This window comes from Pseudomonas syringae group sp. J248-6 (assembly GCF_032586995.1).
In the GTDB taxonomy this organism is placed as follows: domain Bacteria; phylum Pseudomonadota; class Gammaproteobacteria; order Pseudomonadales; family Pseudomonadaceae; genus Aquipseudomonas; species Aquipseudomonas amygdali.
Map to the genome: position 1 here is coordinate 158383 of NZ_JAWHOP010000003.1, position 17679 is coordinate 176061.

At 58.5% G+C, this 17679-nt stretch carries 16 protein-coding genes; 4 read left to right on the top strand and 12 right to left on the bottom strand.

From position 1 onward, the window contains the following. Positions 1–185: 185 nt before the first annotated feature. The 4 genes from RYC17_RS05045 to RYC17_RS05060 are packed head-to-tail and all read right to left on the bottom strand — an operon-like array spanning position 186 to position 4518. A complete protein-coding gene (locus RYC17_RS05045) occupies positions 186–614 on the bottom strand; it encodes a group I truncated hemoglobin (RefSeq protein WP_058400825.1) in 429 nt (142 codons plus the stop codon). Beyond that, positions 614–1489 (bottom strand): DUF3034 family protein, encoded by an 876-nt coding sequence (locus tag RYC17_RS05050; RefSeq protein WP_058408047.1) that lies wholly within the window; start codon positions 1487–1489, stop codon positions 614–616. The genes RYC17_RS05045 and RYC17_RS05050 overlap by 1 nt, the downstream gene beginning before the upstream one ends. Before the next feature lie 3 nt (positions 1490–1492). After that, positions 1493–3847 carry an EAL domain-containing protein gene (locus RYC17_RS05055; protein WP_219170019.1) on the bottom strand — a complete coding sequence of 785 codons (2355 nt, stop codon included), beginning with the start codon at positions 3845–3847 and terminating at the stop codon, positions 1493–1495. Continuing rightward, positions 3844–4518 (bottom strand): methylamine utilization protein, encoded by a 675-nt coding sequence (locus tag RYC17_RS05060; RefSeq protein WP_057401522.1) that lies wholly within the window; start codon positions 4516–4518, stop codon positions 3844–3846. Before RYC17_RS05060 ends, RYC17_RS05055 begins: the two co-directional genes overlap by 4 nt. A 182-nt stretch (positions 4519–4700) precedes the next feature. Between RYC17_RS05060 and lon the strand changes: the two genes are divergently transcribed. From lon to cmoB, 4 genes are all read left to right on the top strand, one after another. Continuing rightward, complete coding sequence (gene lon / locus RYC17_RS05065) at positions 4701–7118, top strand: endopeptidase La (RefSeq protein WP_058400823.1); 2418 nt, start codon at positions 4701–4703, stop codon at positions 7116–7118. A 195-nt stretch (positions 7119–7313) separates the two neighbouring features. Beyond that, on the top strand, positions 7314–7706 hold the full coding sequence (locus RYC17_RS05070; RefSeq protein ID WP_122280728.1) for a protease inhibitor I42 family protein: 393 nt from the start codon (positions 7314–7316) through the stop codon (positions 7704–7706). 100 nt (positions 7707–7806) lie between these two features. After that, positions 7807–8550, top strand: coding sequence for a carboxy-S-adenosyl-L-methionine synthase CmoA (cmoA, locus tag RYC17_RS05075; RefSeq protein ID WP_044317872.1), 744 nt, complete (start codon positions 7807–7809; stop codon positions 8548–8550). After that, positions 8547–9506 carry a tRNA 5-methoxyuridine(34)/uridine 5-oxyacetic acid(34) synthase CmoB gene (gene cmoB, locus RYC17_RS05080; RefSeq protein WP_122258639.1) on the top strand — a complete coding sequence of 320 codons (960 nt, stop codon included), beginning with the start codon at positions 8547–8549 and terminating at the stop codon, positions 9504–9506. Before cmoA ends, cmoB begins: the two co-directional genes overlap by 4 nt. An 8-nt stretch (positions 9507–9514) precedes the next feature. Here cmoB and pdxJ read toward each other — a convergent pair whose 3' ends face one another. The 8 genes from pdxJ to RYC17_RS05120 form a co-directional block, all read right to left on the bottom strand. Beyond that, positions 9515–10255 carry a pyridoxine 5'-phosphate synthase gene (gene pdxJ, locus RYC17_RS05085; protein ID WP_005746594.1) on the bottom strand — a complete coding sequence of 247 codons (741 nt, stop codon included), beginning with the start codon at positions 10253–10255 and terminating at the stop codon, positions 9515–9517. A gap of 59 nt (positions 10256–10314) precedes the next feature. Further along, a complete protein-coding gene (gene recO / locus RYC17_RS05090) occupies positions 10315–10998 on the bottom strand; it encodes a DNA repair protein RecO (protein WP_316902607.1) in 684 nt (227 codons plus the stop codon). A 60-nt stretch (positions 10999–11058) separates the two neighbouring features. After that, entirely contained in the window at positions 11059–11961 is a 903-nt protein-coding gene (gene era, locus RYC17_RS05095; RefSeq protein WP_003363707.1) for a GTPase Era, read from the bottom strand. Beyond that, the gene (gene rnc / locus RYC17_RS05100) at positions 11954–12643 is read right to left on the bottom strand and encodes a ribonuclease III (protein ID WP_002554906.1); all 690 of its coding nucleotides are present in this window, start codon (positions 12641–12643) and stop codon (positions 11954–11956) included. The genes era and rnc overlap by 8 nt, the downstream gene beginning before the upstream one ends. Continuing rightward, complete coding sequence (locus RYC17_RS05105) at positions 12640–13017, bottom strand: DUF4845 domain-containing protein (protein ID WP_219170053.1); 378 nt, start codon at positions 13015–13017, stop codon at positions 12640–12642. The genes rnc and RYC17_RS05105 overlap by 4 nt, the downstream gene beginning before the upstream one ends. 116 nt (positions 13018–13133) lie before the next feature. Next, a complete protein-coding gene (gene lepB / locus RYC17_RS05110; protein WP_002554908.1) occupies positions 13134–13988 on the bottom strand; it encodes a signal peptidase I in 855 nt (284 codons plus the stop codon). A gap of 9 nt (positions 13989–13997) precedes the next feature. After that, positions 13998–15794, bottom strand: coding sequence for a translation elongation factor 4 (gene lepA, locus RYC17_RS05115; RefSeq protein WP_010200891.1), 1797 nt, complete (start codon positions 15792–15794; stop codon positions 13998–14000). 171 nt (positions 15795–15965) lie between these two features. Next, a complete protein-coding gene (locus RYC17_RS05120) occupies positions 15966–17390 on the bottom strand; it encodes a DegQ family serine endoprotease (protein WP_227447902.1) in 1425 nt (474 codons plus the stop codon). Between the last annotated feature and the right edge of the window lie 289 nt (positions 17391–17679).

Consider the following 17679-nt stretch of genomic DNA (forward strand, 5'->3'; position numbering starts at 1 on the left):
CGCGGAGCGTCACCAACGGCATGCCAACGCGGAGCATTGGCACGATAGTGTTCTCGCGTAAGTGCTCTCCCTGAAGACTATCGTTCCGCACGCTCCAGCGTGGGAATGCCGTTCTGGACGCTCTGCGTCCGATCCTGGACGCGGAGCATTGGCACGATAGTCAGAGTGCATTTAAAGGCTACGAATTACTTGCCAACCACGTCGCCACGCATTGGCGCCAACCGGGCTATCAAACGGTTCTGGACCGGAACCGGAACGTTTTCGGTGTCCATCGCTGCGATCAGGTTTTCAACCAGCGCGTTGAAGTCGCTGGGGGTAAGGTTCTGGCCCTTGTGCGACTCGGCCATGCTGTCACCGGTGTAGCGGCACGGGCCGCCCGCTTCGACGCAGAACTGCTCGACCAGTTTGTCGCGCAGACGCACGATGTCGACTTTCTTGAAGTGCTCGACAATCCGGTCATCCTTGGCCACGTTCATGAGCATGCCTTCGACGATGCGCTGGATGCCGGCACGCTGGCCAAGGTCTCGATACAGACTGTCATCCTTGGGGGGCTGTTGCTGTTGGGCGCAACCGGCCAGTACCGTCAGCATCAGACAGATCAGCAAGCGTCTCATCAGAAACTCCCCTGCACAGACAGATAAGTGCCGTTCTGGTTATCCAGCGTGGCGATTTCGCCCAGACGGGCGTAGGCCAATACAACGGACAAGTGCTTGTTGGGGAAATAACCGAGAAACACATCTGCCCAGTCGCTTTCTCCAGCAAACGAAAGGTTATCCGGCTTTTCGCGATATTCGACGCCCAGCGCCCAGCGCGGATTGAACAGCACCGCTACCGAGCCCTCCTTGAGCAGACTGCGGCTGTCACGCCGGTCCCCGCCAAACCCGAGCAGGCCGGTTTCGTTGGCGCGGCTGTAACGCATGCCACCGTTGACCACGACGTTGTAGCCAAACGCCGCGCCCATGAACAGCCGACTGGCCGTCAGATACCCTTCGACATCCGAATCACGCTTGGCACCCACCAGACTCGGGATCAGGAAATCGTTCTGATGCTTGTACTGCACGCCCAGCGAAACCTGCGGCAGGCTTTCATAGATCAGGTCGCCGAACAGGCGCACTTTGACGCCGAACACGTCCTGACTGAGGTTGTCGTCCGGCAGACTGAGCCTGTGCTGCAGGTTGCTGATATCGAAACGTTGGTGAGCATAGGAAAACTCGACGCGGTTGCCATAGGCGACGGCGAGGCCTGCCACATCAAGGTTGTAGTCGGGCAGATTGACGTGCGTGGCGAAGGCTGTCGCGCCCCACTCGCCCTGCTCGCTGTAACCGGTGATCACTGCCCATGGAGTGATACCGCCACCGGCGCTGCCTTCAATGCTGGTCGCGCCGCCCGTGGCAATCAGCCGGCCGTTGTCGCCCAGCGCGAGCGTCGGGACAACCCCTGCCACGCCCGCCAACAGATAACCCAACAGTAATGATGTCTTGTAGGACATGGATTAATTCACCATAAGACTGGGTGATGCCTGATACGTAGCAATCCATGCCTCGAATGCTGACGCTGTCAGCGGCCGACTGATCAGGTAACCCTGGGCCGTATCGCAATGCCACCGCCGGAGCAGGTCCAGACTGTGTTGGTACTCGACACCCTCTGCCACCACCTTGAGTCCGAGGTTGTGGCTCATTTCAATGGTCGACCGCACGATCACCGCGTCTTCGCTGGTTTCATCCAGGTTGCGCACGAACGACTGGTCGATTTTCAACTCCTGCACCGGCAAACGCTTCAAGTGGGCCAGTGACGAGTAACCGGTGCCGAAGTCATCGACCGACAGGCTGATGCCGCAGTCGCGTAGACGGTGCAGGACCACCAGGGCTTTCTCCGGCTCGCTCATGACCGCGCTCTCGGTTATCTCGAATACCAGTTGTTCGGCAGGCACCGCGTATTGCTTGAGCAGTTTCATGACGTAGCCGGCCAGATCGTCGCCCAGCAGGTCGTCGGCGGAAATGTTGACCGATACCTGCAGCACCAGACCGCGCTGGCGCCATTCGGCCAGCTGACGCATTGCTTCTTCGATAACCCAGTTGGTCAGCAGGTTAATACTACCGGTGCGCTCGGCCAGGACGATGAATTCGGCTGGCGAAACATTGCCAAAGCGCGGGTGAGTCCAGCGCAGCAGGGCTTCCGCCTGACGAACATAGCCCTGACGGATATCCAGTTTGGGTTGGTAATGGAGCATCAGCTCGCCATTCTGCGGAGCCTTGCGCAGGTCGCGGATCAGACATATCTGACGCTGGTGAGCGAGGTCACGTCCGTCCTGGTAGATCTGCAGGCGACCGGGAATGAACGCTGCATCCTTGCGTGCAATCGCCGCACGGTTGACCAGTTCCTGAGCCGAATCACCGTGTTCCGGATAAACCGTGATGCCTATACAGCACTCAAGCATCAGATCATGGTTGTCGATACGTTGCGGCTCGCTGAGCAAACGCTGCACGGCATCGGCCATGCCCACCGCGCCGTCACTGGCAGTGTTGTCCAGCAACAGCAAGAACTCGTTGGCACTCAGCCGTGCCACCGTGTCGCCAGACCGCAAATTGCCCTGCAAACGCTGCCCCAACTGGCGTAACAGTTGCTCAACGCCTTCGGCACCCGCACTTTCGTTGATCGTGGCCAGGTTCTCGATGCCCAGGTACAGCAAGGCGACCGTGCGATTTGCCGCAATCAAACTGCCAAGACGTTCCATCACCAACGCTCGATTGGGCAGGCCGGTCAGGTTGTCGTGCAGAGCGTTGTGAGCCAACTGCCCTTCGCGCACGGCGATGCCCTGTTGCATGGTGTTGATCGCGTCGGCGAGCATGCCCAATTCGTCACTGCGCACCAGGGTTACCGGCGTTTTATAGTCGCCATCGCCAATACGTTTGGCCGCAATAGCCAGCTCCTGCACAGGCAGCGACACGCTGCGGGCCAGCGCCAGCGTACCAAGCAGCGACGCCAGCAATGCGATCATGGAAATCCAGAAAATCTTTTCATCCAGCGGCGCAAACGCTTGATAGGCCTTGTCCAGCGGGCTTTGCAGGAGCGCGATCACTTGTCCGCCGTCGCCATTGCTGCTTTTGGCAAGCATCAGCGTCTGGCTGAGGAAGTTAAGGTTCGCTTGCTCGGTCAGCAGCATCTGCCCTTCTGAAGAACTGCGCATCAGCTCGACCAGCCCCGCGTGCATGGCTGGCGGCTGGGTACTGATCAAATCACCGGACTGACCGTTTTCCACCGTGAGAAACGACACTTCCAGCCCACTGAGAGAACGCAGCTCTTCGGCAATGCCACTGTCGATGGTGAAGCCCATCACCACGCGGCCTATCGGCAGCGGCGCAAGCACGGTACTTTCCACCAGCAAATGAGGTATTCCGCCCCCCGGAATAATAAGCACTGACTGACCAGCACGCTTGGCGTTGCGCAGCGCCTGGTCATAGACAAACCTGGACCCCTCCGGCACTTCTTTCTCGGTACTGGCAACCACCACGCCATCCATGCCCAGCAGGAACATATCGCTGGCATTGATGCGTTTGCCATGATTGAGCAGTACCGATCGAATGGTCGATGAGTCGGCACTCGCTACAGCATCACGAAACCCGAAGTCGGCCGCCAGCAGTTGCACGGCATCACGCAGGCGCTTGCCACGCAGATCAATCAACCGCTCGAACACGCGGCTACCCACTTCCAGTTGCGCCTGAGCCTGGGTGCGCACCGCGTCGCCGGTCGCAACCTTGACCGCGAGAAAAACTGCGGCCACGACAATCAGCAACAGGGCAATCAGAACCCCGGCGATGCGCGCCTGAAAGCTGGCTTTAAATTTCATTCATGTGCGGCCTTGTGAAAAGCGTCGCCGAAACCACCGGGGGCCGGCTTGCCGGGTTTGTCCTCGGCTTTCACTTCGACCGCGAGGTTGAAACGCTGGGTGAGGCCCGATGCGGGCACATCGAATTCACCGCCCGATACAGGCTGCATGTCTTCAATTTGCGGATGCCAGAGCGTGGCAGCGTAATGTCCGGCTGGCACCTGATCCAGTTTGAGCAGGCCATTGCTGTCCGTTACGCCGAACCAGGGTTCGTCCGTGACATAGATGTAGCCGACCATCCAGTCATGGATGTTGCAGCCCAGCACTACCACACCAGGCTTGTCGAACAACAGCGGTTCCGAGGGGGTGCCTTCGTAAAGTCGCAACTCGAAACGCTTGGCCGGGGAAAAGGAATAAACCTGATGGCGGATGTTGTCGCTGTTGGGAAACTTGACCTGCGTGCCGGTATGTACAGCCAGCACATGGGGGGCAAACTCCTGGTCGCGCTGGTCCATGGCAGCCTTGAGCACAGCGGGCGACGGATCAGCCGGGCCTTTGAGCGTCACGACTGCATCTGCAAGGGGCTTGCCCTGCTTGTCGAGTACCTGTGCGGTAAAGGCAGAAGCCGATGCATTAGCAGCCGATGCCATCCATAGTCCAGCCAGTAATGCCGAAATAAATACGTTGGTCATACCTGATTCAACCCATAACGGCAGCGCCGTAAATGAAATAAGCCAGCGCTGGCCAGCACGGACTGGACCAACAACTAATAAATGACGGTTTTGCAACCGCTTTACAGACTATCGACCAAGACTATTGAAACCTGAGGGCTGCTGCCCCATCTAAGAAGCATGTTCAACTTCTCAGGTGCCCCATGAGCGACCAGCAGACAGACTCGCCAGATTTGCCCGATGACGCAGACGAGCACGACGTGTCTCTGAGCTCCGACAGCACCTCGCTTGCCTTGCCCGGCCAGAACCTGCCCGACAAGGTTTACATCATCCCAATCCACAACCGTCCGTTCTTTCCGGCGCAGGTCTTGCCGGTTATCGTCAACGAAGAACCGTGGGCCGAAACGCTGGAACTGGTCAGCAAGTCCGAGCACCATTCGCTGGCGTTGTTCTTCATGGACACCCCTCAGGAAGACCCGCGCCACTTCAAGACCGATGCGCTTCCCGAATATGGCACTCTGGTCAAGGTTCACCACGCCAGCCGCGAAAATGGCCGGTTGCAGTTCGTGGCGCAGGGCTTGAGCCGTGTGCGCATTCGTACCTGGCTCAAGCATCACCGTCCGCCTTATCTGGTGGAAGTTGAATACCCGCAACAACCCAACGATCCGACCGACGAGGTAAAGGCTTACGGCATGGCCTTGATCAACGCGATCAAGGAGCTGCTGCCGCTCAACCCGCTGTACAGCGAAGAACTGAAGAATTACCTCAACCGCTTCAGCCCCAATGATCCTTCACCGCTCACCGACTTCGCTGCCGCCCTCACCTCGGCCACCGGCGTCGAGCTGCAAGAGGTACTCGACTGCGTGCCGATGCTCAGGCGCATGGAGAAAGTCCTGCCGATGCTGCGCAAGGAGGTCGAGGTCGCCCGCCTGCAGAAGGAAATCTCTGCCGAGGTCAACCGCAAGATCGGCGAGCATCAGCGTCAGTTCTTCCTCAAGGAGCAGCTCAAGGTCATTCAGCAGGAGCTGGGGCTGAGCAAGGACGACCGCAGTGCAGACATCGAACAGTTCGAGCAGCGACTGGAAGGCAAGACCCTGCCACCGCAGGCGCGCAAGAAATTCGACGAAGAAATAGGCAAGCTCAAGGTGCTGGAAACCGGCTCGCCGGAATACGCCGTGACGCGCAATTATCTGGACTGGACCAGTTCGTTGCCGTGGGGTGTCTACGGCGAAGACAAGCTGGACCTCAAGCACGCGCGTAAAGTGCTCGATCAACACCATGCCGGCCTGGATGACATCAAGGCGCGCATTCTCGAGTTTCTTGCGGTGGGTGCCTATAAAGGCGAGATCAGCGGCTCGATTGTCCTGCTGGTGGGTCCACCGGGGGTCGGCAAGACCAGCGTCGGGCGCTCGATTGCCGAGTCGCTGGGGCGACCGTTCTATCGCCTGAGCGTGGGCGGCATGCGCGATGAGGCCGAAATCAAGGGCCACCGCCGCACCTACATCGGCGCACAGCCAGGCAAACTGGTGCAGGCCCTGAAAGATGTAGAAGTCATGAACCCGGTCATCATGCTCGATGAAATCGACAAGATGGGCCAGAGCTACCAAGGCGACCCAGCGTCTGCGCTGCTGGAAACCCTGGACCCGGAACAGAACGTCGAATTCCTCGATCACTACCTGGACCTGCGTCTGGACCTCTCCAAGGTTCTGTTCGTATGCACCGCCAACACTCTGGACTCAATTCCCGGCCCGCTCCTTGACCGCATGGAAGTGATCCGCCTGTCCGGCTATATCACTGAAGAGAAGCTTGCGATTGCAAAACGCCACCTGTGGCCCAAGCAACTGGAGAAAGCCGGTGTTGCCAAAAACAAGCTGAGCATCAGCGACAGCGCCCTGCGCGCCGTCATCGAAGGCTACGCTCGCGAAGCCGGTGTGCGGCATCTGGAAAAACAATTGGGCAAGCTGGTGCGTAAAGCGGTGGTCAAACTGCTGGATACGCCCGACTCGGTGATCAAGATCGGCCCGAAAGACCTTGAAGCGTCATTGGGCATGCCGGTGTTTCGCAGCGAACAGGTGCTGTCAGGCACCGGTGTGATCACAGGCCTGGCCTGGACCAGTATGGGGGGCGCTACGCTCCCGATTGAAGCAACGCGCATTCACACCTTGAATCGCGGCTTCAAACTGACCGGGCAACTGGGCGATGTCATGAAAGAGTCGGCTGAGATTGCCTACAGCTACGTCAGCGCCAACCTGTCGAAGTTTGGCGGCGATGCGAAGTTCTTCGATGAGGCGTTTGTGCACGTACACGTCCCCGAAGGTGCAACCCCGAAAGATGGCCCTAGCGCGGGCGTTACCATGGCCAGCGCCTTGCTGTCCCTGGCGCGTAACCAGCCGCCGAAAAAAGGCGTGGCCATGACCGGCGAGCTGACCCTGACCGGGCACGTACTGCCTATCGGTGGGGTACGCGAGAAAGTCATTGCCGCGCGGCGTCAGAAGATCCACGAACTGATCCTTCCGGAGCCTAACCGTGGCAACTTCGAAGAACTGCCGGACTATCTCAAGGAAGGCATCACCGTTCACTTTGCCAAGCGCTTTGCGGACGTGGTGAAGGTGTTGTTCTAAAGATTGATACTGCGCAGGTCCCATGCTGAACTGGCACGAGAGGTGTTCTATCGGGCGCCTCTCGTTCCGCACGCTCCAGCGTGGGAATGCGGTTCTGGACGCTCTGCGTCCTATCCAGAGCGACACCTGTTGTACTCCCCCACAAAACTCCGATCAGTTATCCTTGCGCCTCGTCTCGCAAAACCGGAACTTGCCATGACCCCTGCCCGTTTCCTTGCACCGTTGAGCCTTGCGCTGCTGACGGCCTGTGCGCAAACACCGAAGAACATCGTGTCCATCGAGGCTGAAAACGACTGCCCACTGACGCTCCAGAGCGGACAGACGCTGATCCTCACCCTGCCCAGCAACCCGACCACCGGCTTTCGCTGGCTGACCCAAAACCCGGCGCAGAACATCCTGCGCAGCCTTGGGCCAGAGGTGTATGCCAACGCCGAGAGCAAGGAGATGGTCGGCAGCGGCGGGCAGTCAGTCTGGCGCTACAAGGCAACCGACGCAGGCACCGGACGACTGGTGATGACCTACCAGCAGCCGTGGGCTCCGGAAGTGGCGCCGGAGCAGACCTTCGAATGCGCAGTCACGGTGAACTGACCGTTTGCCCGCGGCTTGTCCGAAGGCACGCGCTGCACCATGCATCACGGCGACAACTTGGCTAGAATGCCCGCTTTTCAAAGCCTTCGCCGGAACCGCCGTGAGCAAAGAAACCGACCGCATTTTCGCCCAGCCACTGGCCCAGGTGCCTGACTTCGCCTTCAACGAAGACGTCGTGCGGGTTTTCCCGGACATGATCAAACGCTCGGTACCCGGCTATCCGACGATTGTCGAAAACCTCGGAGTGCTTGCCGCACAGTTCGCCCAGCCGGAAACCGTGCTCTACGACCTTGGCAGTTCGCTGGGTGCCGTGACTCAAGCCTTGCGCCGCCATGTACGCAGCGAAGGCTGTGAAGTCATTGCGATAGACAATTCCAGTGCGATGGTCGAACGCTGCCGTGAATACCTCAATGCGCAGAATTCCATGTTTCAGGAGCTGTTGCCGGTGCAGGTCATCGAGGGTGACATTCTGGCGCTGGAGTTCAAACCTGCCTCGGTGGTCGCGCTTAACTTCACCCTGCAATTCATTGCCCCAGAGCAGCGTCTGACATTGCTCGGTCGCATTCGTGACGCACTGGTGCCGGGCGGCGCGTTGATCCTTTCGGAGAAACTGCGTTTTGATGACGAGCAGGAGCATGCGCTGCTGACGGATCTGCACATCGCCTTCAAGCGCGCCAACGGCTACAGCGATCTGGAAATTGCCCAGAAACGCAGTGCCATCGAAAACGTGATGAAGCCCGACAGCCTGGAAGAACACCGCCAACGTCTTCTCGCCGCCGGTTTTTCCAAGGTGGTGCCCTGGTTTCAATGCCTTAACTTCACCTCGTTGATTGCCCTGCCATGATTGATCTCGCTCCTCTTGTCCGCCGTCTGGCGGGAACCCCTCTGGCTGACTGGGCAAACGGCTTGCAAGCCCAGCTCGATACGAAAATGGCCAAGGGGCATGGTGACTTGCAGCGCTGGCAAAGTGCGCTGGATGCGCTTCCGGACCTACAGCCCGAGCGAATCGATCTGCACGATAGCTTTACCCTGCAAGCCGAGTGCAACGGCGAAACCCGCACTGTGCTGCGCAAGGCATTATTAGGCCTGTCGCCGTGGCGCAAGGGGCCGTTCAATGTGTTCGGCGTACATATCGACACCGAATGGCGTTCTGACTGGAAGTGGTCACGGGTATCGCCGCATCTGGACCTGAAGGGCAAGCGCGTTCTGGATGTTGGTTGCGGCAACGGCTATTACCAGTGGCGCATGCTTGGTGCCGGGGCTGACAGCGTGATTGGTGTTGACCCCAACTGGCTGTTCTTCTGCCAGTTTCAGGCCATGCAGCGCTACCTGCCTGACCTGCCCGCCTGGCATCTACCCTTCGCACTTGAGGACTTGCCAGCCAACCTGGAAGGCTTCGATACGGTGTTTTCAATGGGCGTGCTGTATCACCGCAAATCGCCCATCGACCATTTGCTGGCGTTGAAAGACTGCCTGGTAAAAGGCGGCGAGCTGGTGATGGAAACGCTGGTAGTGCCGGGCGATGTTCATCAGGTGCTGGTGCCGGAAGACCGTTACGCACAGATGCGCAACGTCTGGTTCCTGCCGTCGGTCCCCGCGCTGGAGCTGTGGATGCGCCGCGCAGGCTTCACCGATGTGCGCTGCGTCGACGTCAGCCATACGACGATCGAGGAACAGCGCAGCACCGAATGGATGCGCTTTCAGTCACTGAGCGACTATCTGGACCCTGCCGATCACAGCAAGACCGTCGAAGGCTTGCCAGCGCCGATGCGCGCTGTGATTGTGGGGCGCAAGCCCTGAGGGATTAGTTATCTGGCCGCCGCCACGATCAACGCTTTCATCTCGGCCACTGCCGCCTTGAAGCCGACGAACAGAGCATGAGCCACCAGCGCGTGGCCGATGTTCAGTTCGTTGATGCCCTTGATCGCGGCGACCGCTTCGACGTTGTGATAATGCAGGCCGTGACCGGCATTGACGATCAGGCCCTGGGCGAGACCAAACGCTACGCCGTCGGCGACCCGCTGCAGTTCTTCGGCGACTTCAGTCGGGGTCTGAGCATCGGCATAGCGCCCGGTGTGCAGTTCGATGGCTGGCGCTCCGACGCGCTTTGAAGCAGCGATCTGGCGCTCATCGGCGTCGATGAACAACGAGACCTCGCAGCCGATTTTCGCCAGCCGCTCGACCGCTGCCTTGATCCGCGCTTCTTGGCCCGCGACGTCCAGCCCGCCTTCGGTAGTCAGCTCCTGGCGTGTCTCCGGCACCAGGCAGATATGCGCAGGACGAATGCGCTCGGCAAATGCGAGCATTTCCTCAGTCACGCCCATCTCGAAATTCATGCGGGTCTGCAAGACATCCTTGAGCAGCAGGACGTCGCGCTCCTGAATATGCCGACGGTCTTCACGCAGGTGAACGGTGATGCCGTCGGCGCCTGCCTCTTCGGCGTCCAGTGCTGCCTTGACCGGGTCCGGGTAGCGCGTGCCACGGGCCTGACGCAAGGTGGCTACATGGTCGATGTTCACGCCGAGAAGGATGCGAGTGCTTTGGGTCACGGTTGTCTCCAGAAAAATGGGCGAGCTGGTCGAAGCAGGCTGTAGAGAATAAAGCCTGATCAAGGCTTGCGAAACAGTTCACGACTGACAAGTGGGCGGCCGCCCAGATGCACAGCCAGCGCCTGACGCATCAGACGCTTGGCAGCAGACAACGCACCGGGGACGCTCCAGTCCGCTTCGGACATGGCCAGCAATTCTGTGCCTTGAAACAGGCCGGGCTGAAGCAGATAAACACGCTCAAGCCCGGCATCCACTTGCAGGCGGTACATGCCATCAATGGCCAGCGGTTCGCCGTTGATGTCGGCGTCCATCGCGAAGCCATAGCCCAGGTCATCCAGCAACCGCCATTCGAACGAACGCAGCAACGGCTCCAGCGGACGCCCCAGAGAAAGGGCCAGCAGCGTGGCAGCGTAATGTTCGAACACGGCAGGATGAGGATCTTCGGCAGGCAACAGGCGAATCAGCAGCTCGTTGAGGTACATGCCGCTGAATAACGCCTCGCCGGTCATCCAGGTAGCGACGCCCGCGCTTTCCATGCGGCCGACATTCTTCAGCTCGCCTCGCCCTCGAAACTCGACCTCGAGGGGCACGAATGGGCGTGCCAGCGAACCCGCCTTGCCCTTGGCACTGCGCAGCACGGCACGCAGACGGCCCTGAGGCGTGAGGAAGTCGACCAGCGCGCTGTTTTCGCGATACGCACGGCTGTGGAGCACATAAGCAGGTTGGCCGGTAGGCGTGCTCATCAGGCTGGCTCGAAAGGGAAGTGTTCGCCCGACCATAGCAAGGTCGGGCGAAAGGACAGCTTAGAGGTCGCCGTAGCCAAGGGAACGCAGTGCGCGCTCGTCATCGGACCAGCCACCTTTGACCTTGACCCACAGGTTGAGCATCACCTTGGAGTCGAACAGCAGTTCCATGTCACGACGCGCATCGCTGCCGATGCGCTTGATGCGATCGCCCTTGTCGCCAATGATGATCTTCTTCTGTCCATCGCGCTCGACAAGAATCAGCGCATGGATATGCAGGGTGCGGCCCTGCTGCTTGAATTCTTCGATCTCGACGGTGATCTGGTACGGAAGCTCGGCACCCAACTGGCGCATGATTTTCTCGCGGACCAGTTCGGCAGCCAGAAAGCGGCTGCTGCGATCGGTGATCTGGTCTTCCGGGAAGAAGTGGTCATTCTCGGGCAGGTGCGAGGCAATCAGGCTTTCCAGCGCTTCGAGGTTGTGACCATGCTGCGCGGAGATCGGCACGATGGACGCATTCGGCAACTGGCCCTGCAGCCACTCGAGATGCGGCATCAGATCGCTTTTGTCTTCGATGCGATCGGTCTTGTTGATCGCCAGGATGACCGGCCCCTGGACATACTGAACGCGCTCCAGAACCATCTGGTCTTCGTCGGTCCAGCGGGTGCGATCCACGACGAAGATCACCACGTCGACGTCTTTCAACGCAGCCGAAGCAGTCTTGTTCATGTAGCGGTTGAGCGCTTTCTCGCCATTCTTGTGCATGCCGGGGGTGTCGACATAGATCGCCTGCACGGCACCCTCGGTCTTGATCCCGAGCATGTTGTGACGCGTGGTCTGCGGCTTGCGCGAGGTGATCGCCAGCTTTTGACCGAGAATATGGTTGAGCAGCGTGGACTTGCCTACGTTGGGACGGCCGACAATGGCAACATAGCCACAGCGTGTTGCGGTTGTATCATTCATGACCGTTCTCCACGCCCAGGGCAATAAGTGCAGCTGCTGCGGCTACCTGTTCGGCAATCCGGCGGCTGACACCCTGTCCTCGGCTTTTTTCATTCAATAGGTTGATCTCGCATTCGACGAAAAACGTCCGGCAATGCGGTTCACCCTGGATATCCACCACCTCGTAACGCGGCAGTTCGCAGGCCCGCGACTGGAGAAATTCCTGCAGGCGGGTCTTGGGGTCCTTGTTGGTGTCTACCAGCGTCAGGCTGTCGAACTCGGTTGTCAGCCAGGCCAGAACGCGCTCGCGCGCAGCCTCCATGCCAGCGTCCAGGTAGATCGCCCCGATCAGCGCTTCAAGGGCGTCGGCGAGAATCGACTCGCGACGGAAACCACCACTTTTCAGCTCGCCGGACCCCAGGCGAAGGTACTCGCCCAGATCGAAACCACGGGCCAGCAATGCAAGGGTTTCACCCTTCACCAGGCGCGCACGCAAGCGCGACAACTGGCCTTCGCGGGCCTGAGGGAAGCGTTCGAACAACGCCTCACCCGCCACGAAGTTGAGAATGGCATCACCGAGAAATTCCAGACGCTCGTTGTTGCGACCGGCAAAACTGCGATGGGTCAGGGCCAGGACCATCAGTTCCTGATCCTTGAAGGTATAGCCGAGCTGACGCTCAAGGCGGCTCAAGGATACGCTCACGGTTTACCCACACTGAATTGCTTGTCGAACTTCATCACCAGATCGATGTTCTGGAACCACGGTTCACGCTGCTCATAGTTCAAATGAGCTTTGAACGCATTGTTCTCCACCGTCACTTTCAACGCCTTGTTCAAATCTATATCCCGAATGCTGTTGACCTGCATGTTCTTACCGACATAACCGTAGAAATCGTCGACCGTGGTAATGTCCAGGGCCTGATTGGTGTCGACCGTTTCGATGATTTTCTTCATCGTCATGTAGTCGAGGTAATGCGGGACCAGCTTGAAGGCCGTGCTCGTCGCAAACGCGGCAAGCGCCAGCACCAACAGCCATCCCACTAGCGAAAAACCTTTTTGAGAAGTAGAGAACGTCATGTTCGACTTCAACCTCGAGAGTTCACTGCCTGCCCGACCGGGTCGACTCAGGGTTCAGAGGCGTTTCCAGTCAGCCCAAATGACATACGGCGCTGCTCCAGGCAGCGCCGCATCGATTACTTGATCAACCCTACGCGTGCAAAATTAGGGAAGTGGCTCAGTTTCGGTTCCGGCCAGCTCATCCAGACGGCGAACGCCTTGCCTACGATGTTCTTGTCCGGGACCATGCCCAGTTCGTCCTTGGGAATATTGGGATCGTCCCAGTAACGGCTGTCGTTCGAGTTGTCGCGGTTGTCGCCCATCATGAAGTAGTGCGCAGCAGGCACTGTCCACTCACTGTCAGGCGGCGCGCGGTATCGGCTCATTTCCTGGCGGATCTGATGTTCGACTGCGCCCAGTTGTTCTTCGTACAGTTCTGCGCTGCCCAGTGTACCGGGCTCGGTGCCGATCAGTTTCTTGGCAACCAGCTCACCGTTGATGAACAACCGCTTGTCGCTGGTGTAGCGGATGCGATCACCCGGCAGACCGACGACACGCTTGATGTAGTTGACGCTTGGGTCGCTTGGGTAGCGGAACACCATCACATCACCACGCTGCGGATCACCGAGCTGGATGACCTTCTGATCCAGTACCGGCAGGCGGATGCCGTACGCGAACTTGTTGACCAGAATGAAATCACCCACATCCAGCGTCGGCTTCATGGAGCCCGAAGGAATCTGGAACGGCTCTACCAGAAACGAACGAAGCACCAGCACGATAAACAACACCGGAAAGAACGATTTGCCGTACTCAACCAGCAAAGGCTCTTTGTTCAAGCGCTCTACGACAGCAATGTCAGGTTCGCCGACGCTTCCCTGATAGTTCGAAATGGCAGCCCGGCGACGAGGCGCCAGGATGACCAGATCAATCAGTGCAAGCACGCCACAGACGAACACAGCGATGACCAACAACAGCGGAAAATTTAGTGACATAGGACCTGACTATTCCAACCTGAGCACTGCGAGGAAGGCTTCCTGTGGAATTTCCACGTTGCCGACCTGCTTCATGCGTTTTTTACCGGCCTTTTGCTTCTCCAGCAATTTACGCTTGCGGCTGACGTCGCCGCCGTAGCATTTGGCCAGTACGTTCTTTCTAAGCGCCTTGACGGTTGTCCGGGCCACGATCTGACCGCCAATGGCGGCCTGAATTGCCACGTCGAACATTTGTCGAGGGATCAGCTCTTTCATCTTCTCGGTCAACGCACGCCCTTTGTAATGAGCGTTGTCGCGGTGAACGATCAATGCCAGGGCATCGACCTTCTCGGCGTTGATCAGAACGTCGAGCTTGACCAGGTTGGCCGACTGGTAACGATCAAAATGATAATCCAGCGAAGCATAACCGCGGCTGACAGACTTGAGACGATCGAAGAAGTCCAGAACCACTTCGTTCATCGGCAAATCGTAGCTCACCTGAACCTGGGTGCCGAGGAACAGCATGTCGTGCTGTACGCCACGTTTTTCGATGCACAACGTAATGACGTTGCCCAGGTGCTCCTGCGGCACAAGAATATTTGCGCGAACGATAGGCTCGCGCATGTCTTCGATGGACGACAGGTCAGGCAGTTTGGACGGGTTATCGACATAAATCGTTTCGCCGGTCTTCAGCAACAGCTCGAAGATTACGGTTGGCGCGGTGGTGATCAGGTCGAGATTGTATTCACGCTCAAGACGCTCCTGGATGATCTCCATGTGGAGCATGCCGAGGAAGCCACAACGGAAGCCGAAGCCCAGTGCATCGGAGCTTTCCGGCAGGTATTGCAGCGAAGAGTCATTCAGCGTCAGCTTTTGCAGGGCTTCACGGAAGTCTTCGAAATCGTCCGAGCTGACCGGGAACAGGCCGGCGTATACCTGAGGCTGGATACGCTTGAAACCGGGCAGCACGTCTACATCGGGCGTGGTGCTCAGGGTCAGGGTGTCACCAACCGGCGCGCCGTGAATGTCCTTGATACCGGCAATGATAAAGCCCACTTCGCCGGCTTTCAGATCAACGGTTGCCGTGTGCTTGGGGTTGAACACGCCAACGCTGTCGACCAGATGCAGCTTGCCGGTGGACTTGACGAGGATCTTGTCGCCTTTCTTGACGCGACCGTGGCGCACGCGCACCAGAGACACGACGCCCAGGTAATTGTCGAACCAGGAATCGATGATCAACGCTTGCAGCGGATCTTCGATGTTGCCGGTCGGTGCGGGAATGGTTGCTACCAGACGCTCGAGGACCTCGTCCACGCCCATGCCGCTCTTGGCGCTGCACGCCACGGCATCGGTGGCGTCGATACCGATGATCTTCTCGATCTCTTCCTTGACGCGGTCCGGATCGGCCTGCGGCAAGTCCATCTTGTTCAATACCGGCATGACCTCTAGGCCCTGCTCGATGGCGGTGTAGCAGTTGGCGACCGATTGAGCCTCGACGCCCTGCCCTGCATCGACCACCAGCAACGCACCTTCGCACGCGGCCAGCGAACGGCTGACTTCATAGGTGAAGTCGACGTGCCCCGGGGTGTCAATGAAGTTCAACTGGTAGGTGATACCGTCTTTGGCCTTGTAATACAGGGTAACGCTATGGGCCTTGATGGTGATCCCGCGCTCGCGCTCAAGATCCATGGAGTCGAGCACCTGGGCTTCCATTTCGCGCTCGGACAGGCCGCCGCACATTTGAATGAAGCGGTCGGCCAGCGTCGACTTGCCATGGTCAATGTGGGCGATGATGGAGAAATTGCGGATATGACTCAAATCACTCACGGATCAACACTCAAAAAGGTTGCAGGCAGATTGCCCGCCGAAAAATAGCCGGGAATTGTACCTGAACTAAGCAAGAGGCGTCACGCTTACAGGTACCCGGATAGGCGCAAGGTAAACAAACAGGTACAAAAAAGGGTGGCCGCAGCCACCCTTCCCGGTCAAACCGCCCTGTTACTCGGACAGCTTGAAGGTGATGAAGGTCGCACGGCCCTGACGCAGAACGCGCATCGAAACAGAGCGATCCTTGGGCAGGCTTTTCGCCACCTCAGTGAACTGCTTACTGGAGGTAATCGCCTGATTGTTCAGGTGAGTGATCACATCACCCGGCTGCAGGCCAATCAACGAAGCCGGACCACCTGTAACTTCCTTGATGGCCACACCGCCCTTGAGGTCCAGGGATTTCTTCTGCTCGGCAGTCAGTTCGATCACTGACACGCCCAGACGGTTGCTGCTGCGTTCGGCGCCTGTGCCAGCAACATCGCCCATTTCCTGACCTTCATCAGGCAGCGCGCCAACAGTGACCGTCAGCTTCTGACGCTTGCCGTCGCGAATCACTTCAAGTTCGGCCTTGCTGCCGTCCTTGAGGTTGCCTATCAAGTGCGGCAGGTCAGCCGACATGATGATTGGCTGGCCGTTGGCACTCAGAATTACGTCACCGACCTGCAGACCACCCTTGGCAGCCGGGCCATCTTCAAGCACCTGGGCAACCAGCGCACCGGCAGGCTTGTCCAGACCAAACGATTCGGCAAGGTCCTTGTTCACTTCCTGGATAACCACACCCAGCCAGCCACGGCTGACTTTACCGCTGGCCTTGAGCTGATTGGCCACGTCCATGGCGACGTCAATCGGAATCGCGAACGACAGCCCCATGAAACCACCGGAGCGGGTAAATATCTGCGAGTTGATCCCGACTACCTCACCGGCCATGTTGAACAGCGGGCCACCCGAATTACCCGGATTGATGGCAACGTCGGTCTGAATGAACGGCACATAGGTGTCGTTTGGCAGACTGCGGCCCTTGGCACTGACGATGCCTTTGGTCACGGAATGATCGAAGCCGAACGGCGAACCGATCGCCAGCACCCACTCACCCACCTTGAGCGTATTTGAGTTGCCCAGTTTAGCTGTAGGAAGGTCCTTGCCGTCGATTTTCAGGACCGCAACGTCGGTACGCGAGTCGGTGCCGACCAGCTTGGCTTTCAGCTCGCTGCGATCAGACAGGCGCACAAGAATCTCGTCGGCACCGTCGATCACATGATTGTTGGTCAGAATGTAGCCATCGGGAGAAATGATAAAGCCCGAGCCCAGTGACTGGGCCTCGCGCTGACGATCACCCTTGCCTGCTCCCGGCGGACGCGAACCTGGCGGCATGCTGCGCTCAAGAAACTCGCGGAGCATGGGCGGCAAGCCTTCCAGATCAGGCATCTGCTGATTGGCTATGGCGCGGTCCGGCAGCTTCTGGCGCGTACTGATATTCACCACTGCAGGCGAGGCCTGCTCGACCAGCCCGGTGAAGTCCGGCAGGTTCTCGGCTTGAGCCGTAGCAACCTGGCCGAGCATCAGCACAGCGGCAATCAGTGAAAAGTAGGATTTCATGCGTGGTATCGACATATGGCTCCCGTTGGTAACGAGCAAAAAATTAAGCAGTACAAGCAACTGACTCAAAGACCTCAAGCAGCGATGCTCATCCCTGGATCAGCGACATGGCCTCTGGAAACGACAAAAGGCCAAAGCTGCGAGGCTGTGACCTATAGAAAAAAACCAGAGTTTTTGCAACGTGCAAACCTCACCAAACATTTCAGTACCTGCGCCCAGGCCAGGTTAAATGCGCCCTGGCGACTCTTGAAACCCAGGATGAAAATTTTTACATCCTGGAATTCGTGAC